This window comes from Micromonospora sp. NPDC049175 (assembly GCF_043197345.1).
Lineage (GTDB): Bacteria > Actinomycetota > Actinomycetes > Mycobacteriales > Micromonosporaceae > Micromonospora.
Window position 1 is genome coordinate 1 of record NZ_JBICSY010000014.1, and the last position, 20,784, is coordinate 20,784.

16 protein-coding genes are annotated in these 20,784 nt (G+C 72.4%); 11 read left to right on the forward strand and 5 right to left on the reverse strand.

The features are described 5' to 3' along the window. Positions 1 to 468: 468 nt before the first annotated feature. Entirely contained in the window at positions 469 to 717 is a 249-nt protein-coding gene (locus tag ACGFH8_RS33195) for a hypothetical protein (protein WP_393375166.1), read from the reverse strand. Here ACGFH8_RS33195 and ACGFH8_RS33200 point away from each other — a divergent pair. After that, entirely contained in the window at positions 716 to 4,393 is a 3,678-nt protein-coding gene (locus tag ACGFH8_RS33200) for an ATP-binding cassette domain-containing protein (protein ID WP_393375169.1), read from the forward strand. The genes ACGFH8_RS33195 and ACGFH8_RS33200 overlap by 2 nt on opposite strands. 46 nt (positions 4,394 to 4,439) lie before the next feature. Here the strand turns inward: ACGFH8_RS33200 and ACGFH8_RS33205 are convergent, their stop codons facing one another. From ACGFH8_RS33205 to ACGFH8_RS33220, 4 genes are all read right to left on the reverse strand, one after another. Beyond that, positions 4,440 to 5,504 (reverse strand): NADH:flavin oxidoreductase/NADH oxidase, encoded by a 1,065-nt coding sequence (locus tag ACGFH8_RS33205; protein ID WP_393375171.1) that lies wholly within the window; start codon positions 5,502 to 5,504, stop codon positions 4,440 to 4,442. 70 nt (positions 5,505 to 5,574) lie between these two features. After that, on the reverse strand, positions 5,575 to 6,879 hold the full coding sequence (locus tag ACGFH8_RS33210) for a dicarboxylate/amino acid:cation symporter (protein ID WP_393375427.1): 1,305 nt from the start codon (positions 6,877 to 6,879) through the stop codon (positions 5,575 to 5,577). 204 nt (positions 6,880 to 7,083) lie between these two features. Beyond that, the gene (locus ACGFH8_RS33215) at positions 7,084 to 7,755 is read right to left on the reverse strand and encodes a DUF998 domain-containing protein (protein ID WP_393375173.1); all 672 of its coding nucleotides are present in this window, start codon (positions 7,753 to 7,755) and stop codon (positions 7,084 to 7,086) included. Further along, on the reverse strand, positions 7,748 to 8,713 hold the full coding sequence (locus ACGFH8_RS33220; protein ID WP_393375175.1) for a glutathione S-transferase family protein: 966 nt from the start codon (positions 8,711 to 8,713) through the stop codon (positions 7,748 to 7,750). The genes ACGFH8_RS33215 and ACGFH8_RS33220 overlap by 8 nt, the downstream gene beginning before the upstream one ends. Before the next feature lie 105 nt (positions 8,714 to 8,818). On the opposite strand from ACGFH8_RS33220, the gene pcaF reads away from it, so the two are divergent. The 10 genes from pcaF (at position 8,819) to ACGFH8_RS33270 (ending at position 20,772) form a co-directional block, all read left to right on the forward strand. Further along, entirely contained in the window at positions 8,819 to 10,024 is a 1,206-nt protein-coding gene (gene pcaF, locus ACGFH8_RS33225) for a 3-oxoadipyl-CoA thiolase (RefSeq protein ID WP_393375177.1), read from the forward strand. Positions 10,025 to 10,125: 101 nt separating this feature from the next. Then, positions 10,126 to 10,938 (forward strand): SAM-dependent methyltransferase, encoded by an 813-nt coding sequence (locus ACGFH8_RS33230; protein WP_393375179.1) that lies wholly within the window; start codon positions 10,126 to 10,128, stop codon positions 10,936 to 10,938. A 5-nt stretch (positions 10,939 to 10,943) separates the two neighbouring features. Continuing rightward, the gene (locus ACGFH8_RS33235) at positions 10,944 to 13,094 is read left to right on the forward strand and encodes a putative bifunctional diguanylate cyclase/phosphodiesterase (RefSeq protein WP_393375181.1); all 2,151 of its coding nucleotides are present in this window, start codon (positions 10,944 to 10,946) and stop codon (positions 13,092 to 13,094) included. A gap of 121 nt (positions 13,095 to 13,215) precedes the next feature. Beyond that, entirely contained in the window at positions 13,216 to 13,716 is a 501-nt protein-coding gene (locus ACGFH8_RS33240) for a DUF456 domain-containing protein (RefSeq protein WP_393375184.1), read from the forward strand. A 386-nt stretch (positions 13,717 to 14,102) separates the two neighbouring features. Further along, positions 14,103 to 15,689, forward strand: a complete 1,587-nt coding sequence (locus ACGFH8_RS33245) for an amino acid permease (protein ID WP_393375187.1) — start codon at positions 14,103 to 14,105, stop codon at positions 15,687 to 15,689. 126 nt (positions 15,690 to 15,815) lie between these two features. After that, the gene (locus ACGFH8_RS33250) at positions 15,816 to 17,180 is read left to right on the forward strand and encodes a glutamine synthetase family protein (protein ID WP_393375189.1); all 1,365 of its coding nucleotides are present in this window, start codon (positions 15,816 to 15,818) and stop codon (positions 17,178 to 17,180) included. A 116-nt stretch (positions 17,181 to 17,296) separates the two neighbouring features. Further along, the gene (locus ACGFH8_RS33255; protein ID WP_393375192.1) at positions 17,297 to 18,652 is read left to right on the forward strand and encodes an aldehyde dehydrogenase family protein; all 1,356 of its coding nucleotides are present in this window, start codon (positions 17,297 to 17,299) and stop codon (positions 18,650 to 18,652) included. A 5-nt stretch (positions 18,653 to 18,657) separates the two neighbouring features. Then, a complete protein-coding gene (locus ACGFH8_RS33260) occupies positions 18,658 to 19,425 on the forward strand; it encodes a 3-oxoacyl-ACP reductase (RefSeq protein WP_393375194.1) in 768 nt (255 codons plus the stop codon). Between the two features lie 11 nt (positions 19,426 to 19,436). Further along, positions 19,437 to 20,180, forward strand: coding sequence for a gamma-glutamyl-gamma-aminobutyrate hydrolase family protein (locus tag ACGFH8_RS33265; RefSeq protein WP_393375196.1), 744 nt, complete (start codon positions 19,437 to 19,439; stop codon positions 20,178 to 20,180). A 40-nt stretch (positions 20,181 to 20,220) separates the two neighbouring features. Beyond that, the gene (locus ACGFH8_RS33270) at positions 20,221 to 20,772 is read left to right on the forward strand and encodes a pyridoxamine 5'-phosphate oxidase family protein (RefSeq protein WP_393375198.1); all 552 of its coding nucleotides are present in this window, start codon (positions 20,221 to 20,223) and stop codon (positions 20,770 to 20,772) included. Positions 20,773 to 20,784 lie beyond the last annotated feature (12 nt).

Sequence of the window (20,784 nt, forward strand, 5' to 3'; positions counted from 1 at the left end):
GTTCATGGGGGTAGCTCCTTCGGGGGTAGGAACACCCAGCCACCAAACGGGGGTCGGCGGCACGGGTGTGAGCACCTCGTCCGGCGCTGCACAAACGGAGAAAAGTCTTTGCGGGGCAAGCCCAGAGGCTCACGGCGCCCGGGGGCGGCGACCTGCAAGCGGGGCGGCGACTTACAAGCGGGGGCTTGTGGCGCCGGTCCATCTGTAACGACCGGGGGGCCGGGGTCATTCCGGGGGCGGCCCATCCCGTGGCACCCGATGGGGCGGGGTGCTCGGCGGAGTCTTCAACGACCGGGCCGGGGCCCGGCATTCCGACCCCCTTACCGGCGGCCCAACCCCGGAGGGCAGGGTGGCGGAGCCGGTGGTGCTGCGATCGTCAGAGTGTGTAACGACCCCGCCCCGGCCATCATTCCGGCCTGTCGGTGCGCCCGGTCACAGGCCAGACGACCCCCGAACCGGACAAACCACTCAACGGCCCGGTTCGCCCACGCCGGCACGCCGGACATCGGCCCCAGACCACCCGCCGGGCATGATCCGCTCGACTTCATGAAGATCGCGGTATCCGGGACGGGTTGACACCGCGACGTCACGGAAACCGAGGTGATGGTGCTGGCCCGGATGGCTGATGCCCTGCTCAGCGCCGGAAATTCGGTTGAATCTGGGCGTCCGCGCCACCAGGCTGAAGTCTCCGCCACCCCACATCCGGAGGACTTCCATGCGCCTGCTCCGTGATCTGTGGGGCACCTCGGCACGTCGGATGACGGTCGTGGCCGTCCTGATCGTGCTCGGCGCCGCCGGCCAGGCGGGCGCTTCGGCGCTGGCCGGCGCGGTACTGGTGCACCGGTCGGCGGGCTTCTTCGCCGTGTTGGCCGCGGCGCTGGTCGCGGTGGTGCTCAGCGACCTCGCGGTGAGCCTGCTGATGGCCGGTCTGACCGCGGACTGGTCCGCCGACGTACGCCGCCGGCTCTGCCAGGTCGCTCTCGGGCAGGACCTGCCGACCCTGGAGACCACCCCGGTGGGTGAGCTGCTCGACCGGATCGACGGGGACGTCTACCAGGTGGCGTCGGGGATCCGTAACCAGGGCACCCGGCTCGCCCAGGGCCTCTGCGTCGGCCTGCTGTCGATGATCGTGGCGTTGGCCGTGTGGTGGCCGGCCGGGGTCGCGATGCTGCTGCTCACCGTGCTGCTCGCGGCCGGCCTGCGCGGGCCCACGGCGCGGATCGCCCCGGCCCGGATGCGCGAGGAGGAGGCGTGGTCCGACCTGGCCGCCGTGATGGAGGAGGCGGTGCACGGCCAGGACGACGTACGCACCAGCCTGGCCCGACCGTACGTGCTGCGGCTCTATGCCCGGCGGGCCGCCGCCGTGCTGTCCCGGGGCGGCCTGGTCTGGGTGTTGTCCGCCCGGGTTGCCACGGCCGCCACCGCGACGATCCGGGCCGGCATCGGTGCGGTGGTGCTCGGCGGGGCGTGGGCGTTGACCACCGACCGGATCGACGCCGCCCGGCTCACCGCGATCTGGCTGCTCGCCCTGGCCTTCGGGGCCACCGCGGAACACGTCAGCCGGATGGTGCCGGAGATCCAGGAGGCGCTGGGCGCGTGGGCCCGGGTGCAGTTGCTGCACAAGGCCCGGCAGGAGCCCGTCGGCGGCGCCAGCCCGACCGAGGGTGACCTGCGCATCCGCGACCTGACCTTCGAATACGAGGTGAGCGGCCCCGAGGGTGGCCGGGGGGCCGCGCTGCGCGGGCTCAGCCTCACCTTCGCGCGCGGACGCTCGTACGCGCTCATCGGGCGGACCGGTTCGGGCAAGTCGACGTTGGCGAAGGTGCTCACCAGGGCTGTCGACGTGCCGTCGGGCGCGGTCTTCCTCGGCGGCACCGACCTGTGCGACCTCGACGTCGAGCAGTTGCGCCGCTGGGTGGCACTGGTGCCGCAGCGTACCGAGATCCTGGCCGGCACTCTCGCGGAGAACGTCGCGCTCTACGACCCGGAGCTGCTCGACGCCGCGGCGAGGGCACTCGACGAGCTGGGCCTGGCGGGCTGGATCGCCGAGTTGCCGGACGGGTTGGACACCCGGCTGGGGGAGGGCGGGCACGTGCTCTCCGCAGGTCAGGAGCAGTTGGTGGCGTTCGCCCGGATCCTGGTCCGTGACCCGCATGTGGTGATCCTCGACGAGGCAACCGCGCGTCTGGACCCGGTCACCGAGGCGCGGGTGCAGCGGGCCACCGAACGACTGCTGCGCGACCGGATCGGCATCGTCATCGCTCACCGGCTCTCCTCCGTGCGCCGCTGCGACGAGGTGGTGGTGCTGGCCGACGGCGCGGTGGTCGAGGCCGGTCCACTGGAGACGTCGACGCGTTTCGCCGAACTGCTGGCGACCAGCCACGCCGCCGCGTACGCCGCGGTGGCGCCGACCGTCCGTGCCGGCGGCACCGACCTGCTGGTCGGTCCCGGCCCCGCCGACGACTGGCCGACCGCGCCGCCGCCCGCGCGGGCCGACCCGGTCGCGCCGAACGAGCAGGTCACCGCCTGGCCGAGCGAGCCGCCGCCCGCGCGGGCCGAACCGGTCGCGCCGAACGAGCAGATCACCGCGTGGCCGAGCGAGCCGCCGCCCGCGCGGGCCGAGCCGAATGGGCGGGCCACCGGGGAAACATCGCCCGACAGTACGCAGGGCACGGGGACGCCGACGCGGGCCGACCCGCCGCCGCTGCCACCCGTGCCGCCGGCCCGGACGCTGCGGGAGATCGTCCGACTCTGCATCAACGATCCCCGGTACGGGCTTGCCGCGATCGGGTTGTTCCTCGGGCTCAGCCTGCTCGGGCTGGACGGCCCGGTGCTGCCCTGGCTCTGGGCCGACCTGGTCGACGGGACGGGCAACGCGTACCTGCCGGCGGTCGGGATCGTGGCCGGACTGCTGATCACCCTGCCGCTGCCGTATTACACGCACGTCTGGTTCCCGCACTGGTGGGTACGGCAGATGCTGCGGATCGGCCTTCGCCTGGTGCACGGCCAGACCGGGCCGCGCCGGGTCAGCTCGCACACCCCGGCGGAGGTCGTGGCGCAGGGCGGTGACACCGAGCGGGTGGTCCAGCTCGCCGACAACGTGCTGGACCAGTCCGTCGCGCTGGTCCTGGTGGTCGCCATGACGGCGGTCACCGGCAGCGTCGTACCGGGGCTGTTCTTCCTCGGCACGATGGTCGTCTCCGGGCTGGCCGCGACGCTGTTCGGGCCGAAACTCGAACGTGCGGCACGGGCGACGGTGGCGGCGCGGGCCGCCTTCGCCACGGCGCTGGTCTCCGCGCTCTCCGCGGCGCGGACGGTGAAGCTCGCCGGCGCGACCACCGCGGTGCTGCGCCACCTGGCAAGCCTGGACGTGCTGCGCAGTGACCGGCAGCGGCGGGAGATCTCCGTGCAGGTGTGGGCGCGCTCCACGCCGTCGATGGCCAGCGGCCTGTTGCCGATCGGCGCGTGGGCGCTCTACCTGAGCGGCTCGCTCTCCGCCGGGGCGGTGCTGGTGGCCGTCTCCACGTTGGGCGCGGCGCGCTGGTTCGCCTGGACCACCGCCTCGTTGATCTCCCAGCTACCGTCGGCGCGGGTCTGGACGCGGCGCACCGTGGCGATGACCGGCGTGAGCGCGTACTCCGCGGGGGTTGCCGCGGTCGACCTGGCCGCCGGGACGGCGCCCGCGCCGACGCCCGCGCCGCGGCATCCGTTGCGACGGCTGGAGCTGCGCGGTTTCGGGGTGGTGCACTCCGACGGCACGGTGGCCGTCCGCAACGTGGACCTGACCGTGCGGCGGGGGCAGTTGGTGCTTGTCGTCGGGCCGGTGGGTTCGGGCAAGTCCTCGCTGCTGCGGGCGCTGGCCGGGATCGTGCACCACACCGGTGAGCTGGCCTGGAACGGCGATCCGGTCACCGAGCCGGAGCTGTTCCTGCGCCCCAACCAGGTCGGCTACGTCGGTCAGCTGCCCCGGGTGCTGTCCGGCACTGTCGCCGACAACATCGCGCTCGGGCACCAGGTGGACGCCGCCGACGCGGTCAGCACCGCCCAGCTCGACCACGACCTGGCCGCCGCCGGCGGTGGGCTGGGTCTGCTCATCGGGCACAAGGGCACGAGGCTCTCCGGTGGGCAGTTGCAGCGGTTGGCGTTGGCTCGGGCGCTGGCGCCGCGTACCGAACTGTTGGTCGCCGACGACGTGTCGTCGGCGCTCGACGTCACCACCGAGCTGGCGTTGTGGCAGGCGTTGCGCGGACACGGGGTGACGGTGGTCGGCTCGACCGCGAAGCGCGCCGCGCTGGTCCGCGCCGACCACGTGGTGGTGCTGCTCGGTGGCACGGTGGCCGCCCAGGGCAGGTGGCAGGACCTGGAGGGCGACTGGTCGCACCTGGCGGGCTGACCCCTCGGACGGCTGCCGGGACCGGCAGCCGTCCGAGCGGCGGGGATCAGGCGCGGGCGTACTGCGGCGGCCCGGAGTAGACGACGCCGAGCTTGGCGGCGGCCCGGCGCGGCCAGTACGGGTCGCGCAGCAGCTCCCGGCCCAGCAGCACCAGGTCGGCCTCGCCGCCCGCGATGATCTGCTCGGCGTGCTCGGGCTCGACGATCATGCCCACCGCGCCGGTGGGCACGCCTGCCTCGCGGCGGATCTGGGCGGCCAGCGGCACCTGGTAGCCGGGGCCGAGCGGGATGCGCTGGTCCGTGCTGACGCCACCGGAGGAGGTGTCGACCAGGTCGACGCCGACGCCGGCCAGCTCACCGGCGAGCACCACGCTGTCCTCGATCGTCCAGCCGCCCTCGACCCAGTCGGTGGCCGAGATGCGGGTCAGCACCGGCACGTCCTCGCCCACCGCGGCGCGTACCGCGCGGGCCACCTCCAGGGTGAGTCGCATCCGGGCGGTCCGGTCGCCGCCGTAGCCGTCGGTGCGCGTGTTGGTCAGCGGTGAGAGGAACTCGTTGAGCAGGTAACCGTGCGCGGCGTGGATCTCCACGGCGGCGAAGCCGGCGGCCAGCGCGCGTTCGGCCCCGGCCGCGAACGCCTCGACCACACCGGCGATGCCGGCCTCGTCGAGGGCGGTCGGCGTCCGGTAGCCGGCGGTGAACGGCTCCGCGCCGGGGGCGGTGGGCGTCCAGCCGCCCTCGGCGTCCGGCACGCCACCGCGCTCCGGCGCCCACGGCCGGTAGGTGGAGGCCTTGAACCCGGCGTGCGCGAGCTGCACGGCCGGCACCGCGCCGTGGGCGGCCACGAACGCGGTCACCGGCCGCCACGCGTCGACGTGCGCGCCGGACCACAGCCCGGTGTCCTGCGGGCTGATCCGCCCCTCGGGGAGCACCGCGGTCGCCTCGGTCAGCACCAGCCCGGCGCCACCCACCGCGCGGCTGCCGAGGTGGATCAGGTGCCAGTCGGTGGGCAGACCGTCCGGGCCGGCGGAGTACTGGCACATCGGCGCCATGGCGACCCGGTTGGGCAGGGTGACGGCACGCAGGGCCAGGGGAGTGAACAGGGAACTCATGGGGGTCATCCTCTCGAAGACGGCGACCGGCCCCTCCGGGGAGGGGCCGGTCGCCGTCGGTGTGCTCTGGTCAGGCGGGAACGGGAGTCAGCTCGTCGTGCCGATCCGGCCGGGGCTCGGTGGCCGGCTCCGGGTCGATCAGGTCGCGACGACCGGCGGACTCGTACGCGACCCGGTCGAGGGTGCCCTCGCGGGCGGCGACGACTGTCGGCACCAGGGCCTGCCCGGCCACGTTGGTGGCGGTGCGGATCATGTCCAGGATCGGGTCGATGGCCAGCAGCAGACCGGCGCCCGCCAGCGGCAGGCCCAGCGTGCTGAGGGTCAGGGTGAGCATCACGATCGCGCCGGTCAGGCCGGCGGTGGCCGCCGAGCCGACCACCGAGACGAACGCGATGAGCAGGTAGTCGGTGACGCCGAGGTGCACGCCGAACACCTGGGCCACGAAGATCGCGGCGAGGGCCGGGTAGATGGCGGCGCAACCGTCCATCTTCGTGGTGGCGCCGAAGGGCACCGCGAACGAGGCGTACTCGCGGGGGACGCCGAGTCGCTCGACGGAGCGCTGCGTCACCGGCATGGTGCCGACCGAGGAGCGCGACACGAAGGCCAGCTCGATCGCCGGCCATGCGCCGGCGAAGAAGCGCAGCGGGTTGAGGCGGCCGGCGAGGATCAGCACCAGCGGGTAGACCACGAACAGCACGATGGCGCAGCCGACGTAGACGGCGGTGGTGAACTTCGCGAGGGGGGCCAGCAGGTCCCAGCCGTACGAGGCGACGGCGTTGCCGATCAGACCGAGGGTGCCGATCGGGGCGAGGCGGATGACCCACCAGAGCGCCTTCTGGACGATCTCCAGCAGGGAGCGGTTCAACGCGACGAACGGTTCGGCGGCGTCGCCGACCAGCAGGGCCGCGGCACCGACGACGAGGGCGAGGAAGACGATCTGCAGGACGTTGCCCTCGACGAACGCGCCGACCGGGTTGGTGGGCACGATGCCGGTGAGGAAGTCGGTCCACGAGCCGGTGTTCTTCGGCGGTGTCGCGCCACCCACGTCGAGGGACACGCCCTTGCCCGGGTTGGTGAGCAGGCCGATGCCGATGCCGATGCTCACCGCGATCAGCGCGGTGATGCCGAACCACATCAGGGTCTTGAGGGCGAGCCGGGCGGCGTTGGCCACGCCGCGCAGGCTGACGACGCTGACCACGATGGCGGTGAAGACCAGCGGCGGTACGGCCAGCTTGAGGAGCTGGATGAAGAGGCCACCGACGGTGTGCAGGGTGCTGGTCAGCCAGCTCAGGTCGTTGGCGCGGGCCAGGAAGCCCAGCGCGACGCCGAGCACGAGGCCGAGCAGGATCTGCACGGAGAAGGGAATCTTGCGCAGGCTGAAGGGCATGAGGAATCTATCCAATTGTCCGGGTCTGATCGGGGCGGGCGTGGAAGCGCAGCTAGCCCGGACAGATGCCGCTGGCCTGCAGTCGGAGGTCGACATACAGGCGGACGGTGAGGCCCCAGACATTTGTCATCGCTAGGCGAGAATACGCCGCTGGCCGGGTATCGCAAGGAGCGGTCGGCGTGAGGATCCTTACTAGGAGCGTGCCTGCCCGCGGTCCAGGGCCAGGGTGGTGGCGGTGGCGAGACCCCAGGCCACGAGCAGCACGAGGACCACCCGTTCCAGCACGCCCACCACCGCGCCCCGACCGACGACGAGCATGCACAGCCCGACCGTCGCGCAGAGTGGCAGGGCCAGCGCGGCGCTCCCACCGGCCAGGCGACGCACCGCCGTGCCGACCGACCCGGACACGGCGAGCGCGAGCATGGCGAAGACCACCGACGCGGTGGCCGCGATGCTCGCGCCGCCGTGCACCAGATCCGCGGTCGTGGCGCGCTCGAACGGCGGCAGTGGGCAGCCGGTGGAGCAGGTCACCGCGCCGGAGACCGCCGCGAACACGGCGCCGGTGGCGAGCAGCGCCGGCGCCGCCGCCCACACCCCGGGAGGCAGCGCGGCGCCGATCAACAGCAACGCGGCGGCCAGGGCGAGGATTCCGATCCGGTACGTCGCGGCGTGTCCACTGCCGGCGATGCCGGCCTCGCTGACGTACCCGGTGAGACCGGGACCGGGACCGGCGACCACGGCGACCGTCACCGCCACCGCGCCCGCGAGCGCGCAACCCGCCGCGGCGGAACCGGCGGCCCGGCGGGCGACGTCCGCGCCGGACCTCGGCGCGGTCGTGGTGCCGGGACGACCCGGCTCAGCCACGCCCGTGCGGCGTGTGCCAACCGGACTCGTCCGGCCCGAGTGGCACGATGCCGCTCGGGTTGATCTGCCGGTGGGTGCCGTAGTAGTGCCGCTTGATGTGGTCGAAGTCCACCGTCTCGCCGAAGCCCGGGGTCTGGAAGAGATCCCGGGCGTACGCCCACAGGACCGGCATCTCGGTCAGCTTGCTGCGGTTGCACTTGAAGTGGCCGTGGTAGGCGGCGTCGAAGCGGACAAGCGTGGTGAACAGCCGCACATCGGCCTCGGTGATCGCGTCACCCATCAGGTAGCGCTGCCCGGCCAGCCGCTCGGACAGCGCGTCCAGCCGGGCGAAGAGCGCCCGGAACGCCTCGTCGTACGCCTCCTGGGAGGTGGCGAACCCGCACCGGTAGACGCCGTTGTTGACGTCCGCGTGGATCTCGGCCATCAGCGCGTCCAGCTCGGGGCGCAGCGCGACCGGATACAGATCCGGTGCGTCGGGCGCGTGCAGCGACCGCCACTCGGTGGAGAAGTCGAGGGTGAGCTGCGGATAGTCGTTGGTGACCACCCGGCCGGTGAGCGTGTCGACGAGCGCCGGCACGGTCACCCGGCCGGTGTAGTCCGGGTCGGTGGCCAGGTACGCCTCGGAGAGGAAGCCGACGCCGAGGACCGGGTCGAAGCCGTCCGGGTCGAGGGCGAACGCCCAGCCCCGCTCGTCGCGGATCGGGTCGACGGTGCCCAGCGAGATCGCGTCGTCCAACCCGAGCAGGCCGCGCACGATCCTCGCGCGGTGCGCCCACGGGCAGGCCCGGCACCAGATCAACCGGTAGCGGCCGGCCTCCAGGGGCCAGCGGTCCTGCTCGTCCGGACCGCCGCCGGGTGGCGAGGTCGAGTCGGCGGTGACCCGCCCGGTGAAGCGGTTGGGCTGGCGGACGAACGCGCCGCCGCCACTGGTCTCTGCGCTGAACTGGGCCCGAGCCATGCCGTCAACCTATCCGTTGCCGGCGCGGATATCCTGGCGGCCGGCAGCCCCCGCGACCCGGTGGGCGTGCCCACCCCCCGCCGTCTGCACCCCGAAGGACTCGCGATGACCGTGGCATACCTGGTGGCCGGTGTCCGTACCCCGATCGGCCGGTACGCGGGCGCGCTGGCCGCCGTCCGCCCCGACGACCTGGCCGCGCACGTGATCCGCGAACTGGTCGCCCGCCACCCGTCGGTGGACTGGGCGCGGGTGGACGACGTCGTGCTCGGCTGCGCCAACCAGGCCGGCGAGGACAACCGCAACGTGGCCCGGATGGCGGCGCTGCTGGCCGGCCTGCCCGAGGAGGTGCCGGGCAGCACTGTCAACCGGCTCTGCGGCTCGGGCCTGGACGCCCTCGCCATCGCCGCCCGAGCCGTCGTGTCCGGGGACGCGGAGCTGATGATCGCCGGCGGGGTGGAGAGCATGAGCCGGGCGCCGTTCGTCATGCCGAAGGCGACGTCGGCGTACTCCCGCTCGGCCGAGGTGTACGACACCACACTGGGCTGGCGGCTGGTCAACCCGTTGATGCGCGACGGGTGGGGCGTCGACTCGATGCCGGAGACGGCGGAGAACGTGGCCGCCGAGTACGGCGTGAGCCGGGCCGAGCAGGACGCCTTCGCGTACCGCTCCCAGCAGCGCGCCGCCAAGGCGCAGGCCGACGGCCGGTTCGCCGAGGAGATCGTGGCGGTGTCCGTGCCGGCCGGCCGGCGCGAGACCCGGCTGGTCGAGGTCGACGAGCACCCCCGGGAGACCACGCTGGAGAAGCTGGCCGCGCTGTCCACCCCGTTCCGTGACGGCGGCACGGTCACCGCCGGCAACTCCTCGGGCGTCAACGACGGCGCGGTCGCGCTGCTGGTGGCCAGCGAGGCGGCGGTGCACCGGTACGGCCTCACCCCGCTGGCCCGCATCGGCGGTGCGGCGGTGGCCGGCGTGCCGCCCCGGATCATGGGCATCGGCCCGGTGCCGGCCACCCGCAAGCTGCTCGACCGGGTGGGCGTCGAGGTGGGCGCGGTGGACGTGGTGGAGCTGAACGAGGCGTTCGCCGCGCAGTCCGTGGCGGTGTTGCGGGAGCTGGGCCTGCCCGTGGACGCCGAGCACGTCAACCCGAACGGCGGGGCCATCGCGCTGGGGCACCCGCTCGGCGCGAGCGGCGCGCGGCTGGCGCTGACGGCCGCCCTGGAGCTGCGCCGTCGCGGCGGCCGCCGGGCGTTGGCCACCATGTGCATCGGCGTCGGTCAAGGCATCTCGCTGATCCTGGAGTCAGCCGCCTAGAGTGGTGCACACCACACGACCCGCGGGTCGGCCGGTGCTCGCGAACGCCCGTCGACGCCGGTGCCGTCCCGCGCCGCGGCGATGAACTGGGGAGCACGCTGATGCCGGACGGACTGCCGACCGAGATCGATCTGACCAGGCCGAGCGCGGCCCGGGTGTACGACTATTTCCTGGGCGGGGCGCACAACTTCGAGATCGACAGGCAACTGGCCGAGCAGATCGCCAGCATGACCCCGAACCTCGCCGCCACCATGCGGTCCGGCCGGGAGTTCCTGCGGCGGGCCGTCCGGGTGCTCCTCGACGCCGGTATCGACCAGTTCCTCGACATCGGCTCCGGAATACCGACTGTCGGCAACGTGCACGAGGTGGCCCAGGCGGTCAACCCGAAGGCCCGCGTGGTCTACGTCGACATCGACCCGGTGGCGGTCGCCCACAGCCGGGAGTTGCTCGCCGGCAACGAGTTGACAGGTGTCATCCACGCCGACCTGCGCGAGCCGGAGCGGATCCTCGCCGAGACCCGGCAGCTCGGGCTCATCGACTTCAGCCGGCCGATGGGCATCCTGCTGGCCGGGGTGGTGCACTTCATCCCGGACCGCGACCGGCCCGAGGAGATCCTGACCGCCCTGCGGGCCGTCGCCGCGCCGGGCAGCTTCCTGGTCGTCTCGCACTCCACCTTCGAGGACCAGCCACAGGAGATGCTGGACGCCCAGCGGCTCTCCGCACGGACCGACACCGAGATCACCCTGCGCTCCCGTGCGCAGGTCACCGGCTTCTTCGGCGACTGGACGGTCCTCGAACCGGGCGTGGTGCACATGCCGCTCTGGCGTCCGGACTCACCGTCGGACGTGGACGAACACCCGGAACGGTTCGGCGCCTTCGGTGGCGTCGCCCGGTACGACCAGCCCGCCGGCTGAGCGACATGACCGCCGTCCCGGACTCCGTCGGCCGGGCCGATGCCCAGGGGTACGCCGCCGACTGGGCCCGCGCGATCCGCCGCCTCGGTTTCGTGCCGCTCAGCGTGACCGAGACCGAGCGGCTGCTGCTGGCGCACACGAACCGGTTGGCGCAGGCGGTGCGGGCGGAACCGTTCCGTGTCGAACCGGCGGAGGAGGTCGGTCGGGCGCTTGTCGAGGCGCACCTCACCGCGCCGCAGGCACTGGACTGGACGCTGCGCGCCCTCGGTACGGACTTCCCGGGCCGGGTGCTCTCCACCGTCGATGAGCCGGCGGACCTGACCGAGCGGATCGCGGCGCTGCAGGGCGGGCTGGCCGCCGGGTTCGCCCGCGCGCTGCGCGACCGCACGTTCAGCCAGCAGGAGCAGATCGCCAGGTCCGCCTGGCAGGCACGGGACCGGGTCGAGCAGGCACTGCGCGACAGTGAGGCCCGCTTCCGGGCGGTCTTCACCGGGGCCGCGATCGGCATCGGCATCGCCGGCGTGGACGGTCAGATCATCGACGTCAACCAGGCGTTCGCCGACATGCTCGGCTACTCGATCGAGGAGTTGCGCGGCAGCAACGTGGCGGCGCTGTTCCACGCCGACGACGCCGCCGGGATGTGGGAGCTCTACCAGGAGTTGATCGACGGCAAGCAGGACGCCGCCCGGGTGGAGAAGCGCTACCACCGCAAGGACGGCAGCGTCGTCTGGACGGATCTGGCCGTCTCGCTGATCCGGCACGGCGACGGGCGACCCCGGTTCACCGTCGCGATGATCGAGGACATCACCCAGCGGTACGAACTCCAGCAGCGGCTGCGTTTCCAGGCGCTGCACGACCCGCTGACCGGGCTGCCCAACCGGACGTTGTTCTTCGAGACGCTGGGCCGGGTCCTCGACGGCGCGGGCGCCGGGCAGCGGGTCGGGGTGTGCTTCCTCGACCTGGACGGCTTCAAGGCGATCAACGACAGTCTCGGCCACGACCTCGGCGACCGGCTGCTGGTGATGATCGGCCGCAGGCTGGCCGCGTGCGTGGCCGACCACGGCCACCTGGTCGCCCGGATGGGTGGCGACGAGTTCGTGATCCTGGTCGACGGCGGGGACGACATCGACGACGCGGTGGCCGTCGCGGAGTCCGCGTTGGCCGCCGTCGCGGCCCCGGTGCACGTCGGTGACCACCAGTTGGCCGTGACGGCCAGCGTGGGCATCGTGCAGTGCCCGGCGGCGGAGACCACCCCGTCCGAGCTGATGAAGGCGGCGGACACCACGCTCTACTGGGCCAAGGGGGCGGGCCGGGGCCGCTGGGCGGTCTACGACCCGGAGCGCAGCGCCCGGGACATCGCCCGGTCGGCACTTGTCGCCGGGCTGCCGGCCGCACTGGACCGGGGCGAGTTCGTGCTGCACTACCAGCCGATCGTGTCGCTGTTGGAGGGCGCGATGCTCGCGGTGGAGGCGTTGGTCCGGTGGGAGCACCCGGAGTTGGGCCTGCTCGGGCCGGACGGGTTCATCGGCCTGGCCGAGGAGACCGGCCTGATCGTCCGGCTCGGCGAGTGGGTGCTGCGGCGGGCCTGTCAGGACGCCGAGCGGTGGCGGCGGGAGTTCCCCGACGCCCGGCTGGTGGTCAGCGTCAACCTGGCGGCGCGGCAGGCCGACGACCCGGCGATCGTGGACACGGTGGCCGACGTGCTGCACACCAGCGGCCTGCCCGCCGACCTGCTCCAGTTGGAGCTGACCGAGAGCGCCGTGATGGGCAGCGCCGGTGAGCCGCTGCGCAGCCTGCATCGGCTCGCCGCGCTCGGCGTCCGGCTGGCCGTGGACGACTTCGGCACCGGTTACTCGAACCTCGCGTACCTGCGGCGGTTGCCGATCCACTCGCTGAAGCTCGCCGGCCCGTTCGTGGAGGGGATCCGCGCCGACGGGACCGACGTCGCGGCCGACCACCGCGACGAACGGATCGTCGACGCGTTGGTCCGGTTGGCGCACGCCCTGGAGCTGTGGGTCACCGCCGAGGCGGTCGAGACCGGCGTGCAGGCCGAACGGCTGCGGGCGCTACGGTGCGACACCGGGCAGGGCCGGTACTTCGGCGCCCCGGTCCCGGCCGACGCGATCACCGCTCGGCTGCGGGGCGGGGCGGCGTGAGCGGGGATCCGGTTGCCGGCGGCCGGCGCGGGCGCGCCACGGTGGACCGCCCGCAGGACGGCGTGCGCGAGGGGCCCCCACGGTCGGGTTGGCTCGGTTGGCGGCGATGGAGGGTGACGGCGTGGACCTGACGGATTCGCAGACGGCGGTGACGGTGGTGGCCGGGCTGGCCATCCTGGCCGGACTGGCCGGCGTGGTGGTGCCGGGTCTGCCGGCGTTGCCACTGTGCTGGGGCGGCGTGCTGGTCTGGGCGATCTTCGGCGGCGCCGGGGTGGGTGGTTGGGCGGTGTTCGCGGCCGCCACTGTCGTCGCGGCGGGCGGCACCGTGATCAAGTACGCGTGGCCGGGCCGCAACCTGAAGAACACCGGCGTGCCGATGTCCACCCTGCTCGCCGGCGGGGTGCTCGGCGTCATCGGGTTCTTCGTGGTGCCGGTCGTCGGGCTGGTGCTCGGCTTCGTCGCCGGGGTGTGGGCGGCGGAGCGGCTGCGGCTGGGCAGCAACCGGCTCGCCTGGCCGTCCACGGTGCAGGCCCTCAAGGCGGTCGGCCTTTCGATGCTCGTGGAGTTCCTGGCCGGTCTGACCGTCGCGGCCCTCTGGGTGACCGGCCTCCTCCTGACCTGACCCCCAAACTCCCAGACCCGCCCCTCTCCTCCGCGATCTTGCACTTTCTGCCGCGATATATGGGGCATACCCGCAGAAATCGACGACAGAAACTGCAAGATCGGCGCGCGCGGGGCGGGCGCGGGGCACTTTTTTTGGGTACGGCGATGAGCCGTACGTGAGAGAGAGGCGTGCCCCGCGCCGTGGTCCGGGCGGTCCGAGCGCCCGGGGAGCGGCCCCTGGATCGGGCCTGGTCACGGGGTCAAGGATGCGGGTCGGTGCGGCCGGCCGGCAACGCAATTAGCCCTCCGGCGGCGAGTTTCCCACCCGCGACGTATTGACCATCTTGATCAGCCGGGACGACACTTTGCGCACTCGCACGCGGAACCACCTCAGGGAGGTGTGCAGTGGCCACGACGCCCGTGCCGACCGCCGAGCAACCGATGGACGACGACGCCCGACGGCTCGCCGAACTCGGCTACAAACAGGAGTTGCGCCGCAAGTGGAGCGGCTTCTCCAACTTCGCCATCTCGTTCTCGATCATCTCGATCCTGGCCGGCTGCTTCACCACCTTCGGCCAGGCGTGGAACAACGGCGGGCCGGTCGCCATCTCCTGGGGCTGGCCGCTGATCTCGCTGTTCATCCTGATCATCGGCTTCTGCATGGCGGAGCTGGTGTCGGCGTACCCGACCGCGGGCGGGATCTACTGGTGGGCGGCCACCATGGGTCGCCCGGTGCACGGCTGGTTCACCGGCTGGTTGAACCTGATCGGTCTGGTGGCGGTCACCGCCTCGGTCGACTACGGCTGCGCGACGTTTCTCAACCTCACCCTGTCGGCGCTCTTCGACGGCTGGGCCGGGACGCTGCGACAGGCGTTCGTGCTCTTCGTGATCATCCTGATCCTGCACGGCCTGATCAACATCTTCGGGCACCGGATCATCGACGTACTCCAGAACGTCTCGGTCTGGTGGCACGTGGCCGGCGCGGCCGTCGTGGTGGCCATCCTGGTCCTCGTGCCCGACAACCACCAGAGCTTCCAGTTCGTGTTCACCGAGCGGTTCAACAACTCCGGCTTCGGTGACGGGGACATCGGCGGACTGACGTTCTGGTTCTACGTGCTGCCGCTGGGCTTCCTGCTGACCCAGTACACGATCACCGGCTTCGACGCCTGCGCGCACGTCTCCGAGGAGACCCGGGGCGCGTCGCAGGCCGCCGCGCGGGGGCTCTGGCAGTCGATCTTCTATTCGGCGGTCGGCGGTTGGATCCTGCTGCTGGCGTTCCTCTTCGCGGCCACCGACGTCGAGGCGGTCAACGCGGCGGGCGGGTTCTCCGGCGCCATCTTCGAGTCCGCGTTGACCCCGGTCTTCTTCAAGATCGTCATCATCATCTCCACGATCGGCCAGTTCTTCTGCGGCATGAGCTGCGTGACGTCGATGAGCCGCATGGCGTACGCGTTCAGCCGGGACCGGGCGGTGCCGGGCTGGCGGCTCTGGTCGACAGTCGACCGGAACGGCACCCCGGTCAACGCGATCATCGGCGCCACGGTGGCCGGCCTGGTGCTGACCCTGCCGGCGCTCTACGAAAGCTCGGCCGGCATCCCGATCGCCTTCTACGCGGTGGTCTCCGTGGCGGTGCTCGGGCTGTACCTGTCCTTCCTCATCCCGATCGCGCTGCGACTGCGGATGGGCGACCGGTTCGTGCCCGGCCCGTGGACGCTGGGGCGGAAGTACAGGCTGCTGGGCTGGATCGCGGTGATCGAGATCGCGGTCATCGCCGTCTACTTCGTGCTGCCGATCGTGCCCGCCGGGGTGCCCGGCAACGACGGCTTCACCTGGTCGGCCGTGAACTACGCGCCACTCGCCGTCGGCGGGGTGCTGCTCGTGGTCGCCGTCTGGTGGTACGCCTCGGCCCGCAGGTGGTTCACCGGCCCGGTCCGTACCGTCGAGGAGTCGGCGGGGGTGACCGACCCGGCGCCGGCCGACGACCCGGTCTGACCGGCCACCGGCGGGACGGACGGCGCCGTCCGTCCCGCCGGTGGCCGTCGGGTTTGCCGCGGGTGCCGCCGGGGGCATTGACGGTGATCCGGTTTGCCAGTAGACCTTGGTGATGGAGGCCCGCGCATGACGAAAGCTCCGTTCACGCTTGAACAACTGCGGGTCGCTGTCGCCGACGGTGAGATCGATACGGTGGTGCTGGCCCTTGTCGACATGCAGGGTCGGTTGCAGGGCAAACGGTTCCACGCGCCCTTCTTCCTCGACCAGGTGGTCGAGAACGGCAGCGAGGGCTGCAACTATCTGCTCGCCGTCGACGTCGACATGAACACCGTCGACGGGTACGCGATGTCGAGCTGGGAACGCGGCTACGGTGACTTCGCGATGGTGCCCGACTTCGCCACGTTGCGCCGGATGCCCTGGCAGCCGGGCTCCGCGTTGCTGCTGGCCGATCTGGCCTGGCTCGACGGCTCGGGAGACGTGGTCGCCTCGCCCCGGCAGATCCTGCGACGGCAACTGGACCGGCTGGCCGAGCACGGGCTGACCGCGTACGCCGGCACCGAGCTGGAGTTCGTGCTGTTCCGCGACTCGTACGAGGATGCCTGGCGGCGCGGCTACCGCGACCTCACCCCGGCAAACCAGTACAACGTGGACTACTCGCTGCTCGGCACCGCCCGGGTGGAGCCGCTGCTGCGCCGGATCCGCACCGAGATGGCCGGCGCCGGGCTCACGCCGGAGAGCGCCAAGGGCGAGTGCAACCTCGGCCAGCACGAGATCGCCTTCCGCTACGACGAGGCGGTCGCCTGCGCCGACCACCACGTCATCTACAAGAACGGGGCCAAGGAGATCGCCGCCCAGGAGGGGATGGCGATCACCTTCATGGCCAAGCCGAACGAGCGGGAGGGCAACTCCTGCCACATCCACTTCTCGTTGCGCGACAGCTTCGGTGACTCGGCGATGCTCGGCGACGGGCCGGCGCACCTGTCACCCACCGGGCAGCGGGTGCTCGCCGGGCTGCTCGCCACCATGCGGGAGTTCAGCCTGCTGTTCGCCCCCAACATCAATTCCTACAAGCGCTACCAACCCGGCTCGTTCGCCCCGACCGCGCTGCGCTGGGGCGTGGACAACCGCACCTGCGCGCTGCGGGTCGTCGGGCACGGGCAGGGCATGCGGGTGGAGAACCGGGTGCCCGGCGCCGACGTCAACCCGTACCTGGCGATCGCCGGGCTGGTGGCGGGCGCGCTGCACGGCATCGACGGCGAGCTGGAGCTGGGCGCGGAGTGCACCGGCAACGCGTACGACGACCCGGAGGCCGAGCGCGTCCCCGGCACCCTGCGGGACGCCCTGACCCTCTGGGAGAACTCCACGGCGGCCCAGGAGGCGTTCGGCCCCGAGGTGGTAGCCCACTACGCCAACCAGGCACGGGTAGAACTGGCCGCGTTCGACGCGGCGGTGACGGACTGGGAGCTGACCCGTGGCTTCGAACGCCTCTGACCCGCAGCCCCCGCCGCCGCCACGATCTTGCACTATGTGTCGCCGTTCTGTGGTGAATCGTCGCTGATGTCGGGGCAGTAAGTGCAAGATCGCGTGGAGGAAGGGTGGGTTGGGGCGTGAGCGTTGTCGTGGATCCGGCGAGCGGGGTTGGGTTTCGCGAGGTTCCTGCGGCGTCGGTGGCTGACGTCGACGGGGCGATCTCGCGGGCTGCCTCGGCCTTCGAGACGTGGCGTCTCGTCGCCGCGGGGGATCGGGCGCGGTTGCTGCGGCGGTTCGCCGCCGTGGTCGACGCCCACCTGGACGAGTTGGCCGCGCTGGAGGTGCGCAACTCCGGGCACACCATCGGCAACGCCAGGTGGGAGGCCGGCAACGTCCGCGACGTCCTGGACTACTACGCCGGGGCGCCCGAGCGGCTGACCGGGCGGCAGATCCCGGTGCCGGGCGGGTGGGACGTCACCTTCCACGAGCCGCTCGGCGTGGTCGGCGTGATCGTGCCGTGGAACTTCCCCATGCCGATCGCCGCCTGGGGGTTCGTCCCGGCCCTCGCCGCCGGCAACACAGTGGTGCTCAAGCCCGCCGAGTTGACCCCGCTCACCGCGCTGCGGCTGGCCGAGCTGGCCCGCGAGGCGGGTCTGCCCGACGACGTGTTCACCGTCGTACCCGGCGCGGGTGCGGTGGTGGGGGAGCGCTTCGTCAGCCACCCGGCGGTCCGCAAGATCTGCTTCACCGGCTCCACCGAGGTCGGCACCCGGATCATGGCCGGCTGCGCGGCCCAGGTGAAGCGACTCACCCTGGAACTGGGCGGCAAGAGCGCGAACATCGTGTTCGCCGACGCCGACCTGGAACGCGCCGCCGCGACCGCGCCGGGCGCGGTCTTCGACAACGCCGGCCAGGACTGCTGCGCCCGGTCGCGGATCCTGGTCCAGCGTTCGGTGTACGACAGGTTCCTGGAACTGCTCGAACCGGCGGTACGCGCCTTCCGGGTGGAGGACCCGTCCCGGGAGACCGCCGAGATGGGTCCGCTGATCTCTGCGGCCCAGCGGGACCGGGTCGCCGGCTACCTGCCCGACGCGCGGGTCGCCTTCACCGGCTCCTGCCCCGACGGCCCCGGCTTCTGGCACGCGCCCACGGTGCTGCTCGCCGACTCACCGGCCGACCGGCACTGGCGGGAGGAGATCTTCGGCCCGGTGGTCTCGGTGCTGCCGTTCGACGACGAGGCCGACGCGGTCCGGCTCGCCAACGACACCGAGTACGGGCTCTCCGGCTCCATCTGGACCCGGGACGTGGGGCGGGCACTCCGCCTGGCCCGTGCCGTCGACTCCGGCAACCTCAGCGTCAACTCGCACTCCTCGGTGCGCTACTGGACCCCGTTCGGCGGGATGAAGCGTTCCGGGCTCGGCCGTGAGCTGGGCCCGGACGCGCTGCACTCCTTCACCGACGTCAAGAACGTGTTCATCGCGACAGAGGAGTGACGCCTGTGCAGGGTCGGTTGCAGGACCGGGTGGCCGTGGTCACCGGAGCGGGCAGCGGCATCGGGTTGGCCACCGTGCGGCGGTTCGCCGCCGAGGGCGCCCGGGTGGTCTGCGTGGACATCGACGCGGCGGCCGGCACGAGGGCCGCCGAGGAGTGCGGTGGTGAGTTCGTGGCCACCGACGTGGCCGACGAGTCGGCGGTACGCGACCTGTTCGACGGGGTGGCCGACCGACACGGTCGGGTGGACGTCGCGTTCAACAACGCCGGCATCTCACCCCCGGACGACGACTCCATCCTGGACACCGGCCTCGACGCGTGGGAGCGGGTGCTCCGGGTCAACACCACGAGCGTCTACCTCTGCTGTAAGTACGCCATTCCACACATGCGCCGCCAGGGCAAGGGCTCGATCATCAACACGGCGTCGTTCGTGGCGCTGATGGGCGCGGCGACGTCACAGATCGCGTACACCGCGAGCAAGGGCGGGGTGCTGGCGATGACCCGGGAGCTGGGTGTGCAGTTCGCCCGCGAGGGCATCCGGGTCAACGCGCTCTGTCCCGGCCCGGTGGCCACCCCGTTGCTGCTGGAGCTGTTCGCCGCCGACCCGGAGCGGGCCGCCCGCCGGCTCGTGCACGTTCCGATGGGACGCTTCGGGCAGCCCGAGGAGATCGCCGCCGCGGTGGCGTTCCTGGCCAGCGACGACGCCTCGTTCATGACCGCCGCGCAGTTCGTGGTCGACGGCGGCATCACGGGCGCGTACGTCACACCGCTGTGAGCACACCGGTCGTGCGAGCCCCGCGGTCGCGAACGGCGCCGGCCCGGCGGCGGCCGCTGATCGGGATCAGCGCGTACGTCGAGCCCGCCGCCTGGGCGAGCTGGCAGGGCGTACGGGCCGTGCTGGTGCCGGAGGCGTACGCGCGGGCGGTGACGGCCGCGGGTGGCCGCGCGGTGGTCCTGCCGCCGGACGACGTGGACGCGGACGTGGTGGCCGTCCTCGACGGGCTGCTGCTGGCCGGCGGCGCGGACGTGGGTCCCGGGCGCTACGGCCAGCGGCCCGACCCGCGTACCGAGGATCGGCCGGAGCGGGACGCCGGTGAGCTGGTGTTGTTGGCCGCCGCGCTCGCCGCCGGGCTGCCGGTGCTGGGCGTGTGCCGGGGCATGCAGTTGCTTGCCGTCGCCTACGGCGGCACCCTGCACCAGCACCTACCCGACGTGGTCGGCCACGAGGGGCACCGGCCGGCGCCCGGCGTCTACGGGACCCATCCGGCACGGTTCGCGCCGGGGAGCCTGGCCGCGACGGTGCTGGCCGGGGTGGACCGGGTCAACTCGTACCACCACCAGGCGGTCGCCGATCCCGGTCGACTCGCGGTCACCGGGTGGGCGGAGGACGACGTGATCGAGGCCGTCGAGGACCCGACGCGGCCGTTCGTGCTGGGCGTGCAGTGGCATCCGGAGAACGAGAAGGAGCCGCGGCCGATCACGGCGCTGGTCCGGGCCGCCGCCGAGCGGCTGGCCAGCGGTGTGAGCTAGGTCGCCCCGACGGGTGTTGGGCCGGTGGGAGGATCGCCGCATGGGCAAGGTCTATCCGGAGATCGACTCTCGACTACGTGACTTCATCGCGGACCAGCCGGTCTTCTTCGTGGCGACCGCGGCGTCCGGCGCCGAGGGGCATGTGAACGTCTCCCCGAAGGGCATGCGGGGCACGTTCGTGGTCCTCGGCCCGCACCGGGTCGCCTACCTCGACTATCACGGCAGCGGAGCGGAGACCATCGCCCACCTGCGGGACAACGGCCGGATCACGCTGATGTTCTGCGCCTTCGACGGGCCGCCGAAGATCGTCCGGTTGCAGGGCCGGGGGCGCAGCGTGGCGGTGACCGAGGACGACTTCGCCGACCGGCTCGCCGAGTTTCCCGCGCCGCCGGACGTGCACGCCGTCCGGGCCGTGATCATCGTCGAGGTGGAACGGGTCAGCGACTCCTGCGGCTTCGCGGTGCCATTGATGGACTTCCGCGCCGAACGCGACCTGTTACTCACCTCACACTCCCGTCGCACCACCGACGACCTGGCTGTCTACCGGGCCACAAAGAACGCGGCGAGCATCGACGGGCTGCCGGTCTTCTGACTCGTCGGGCGC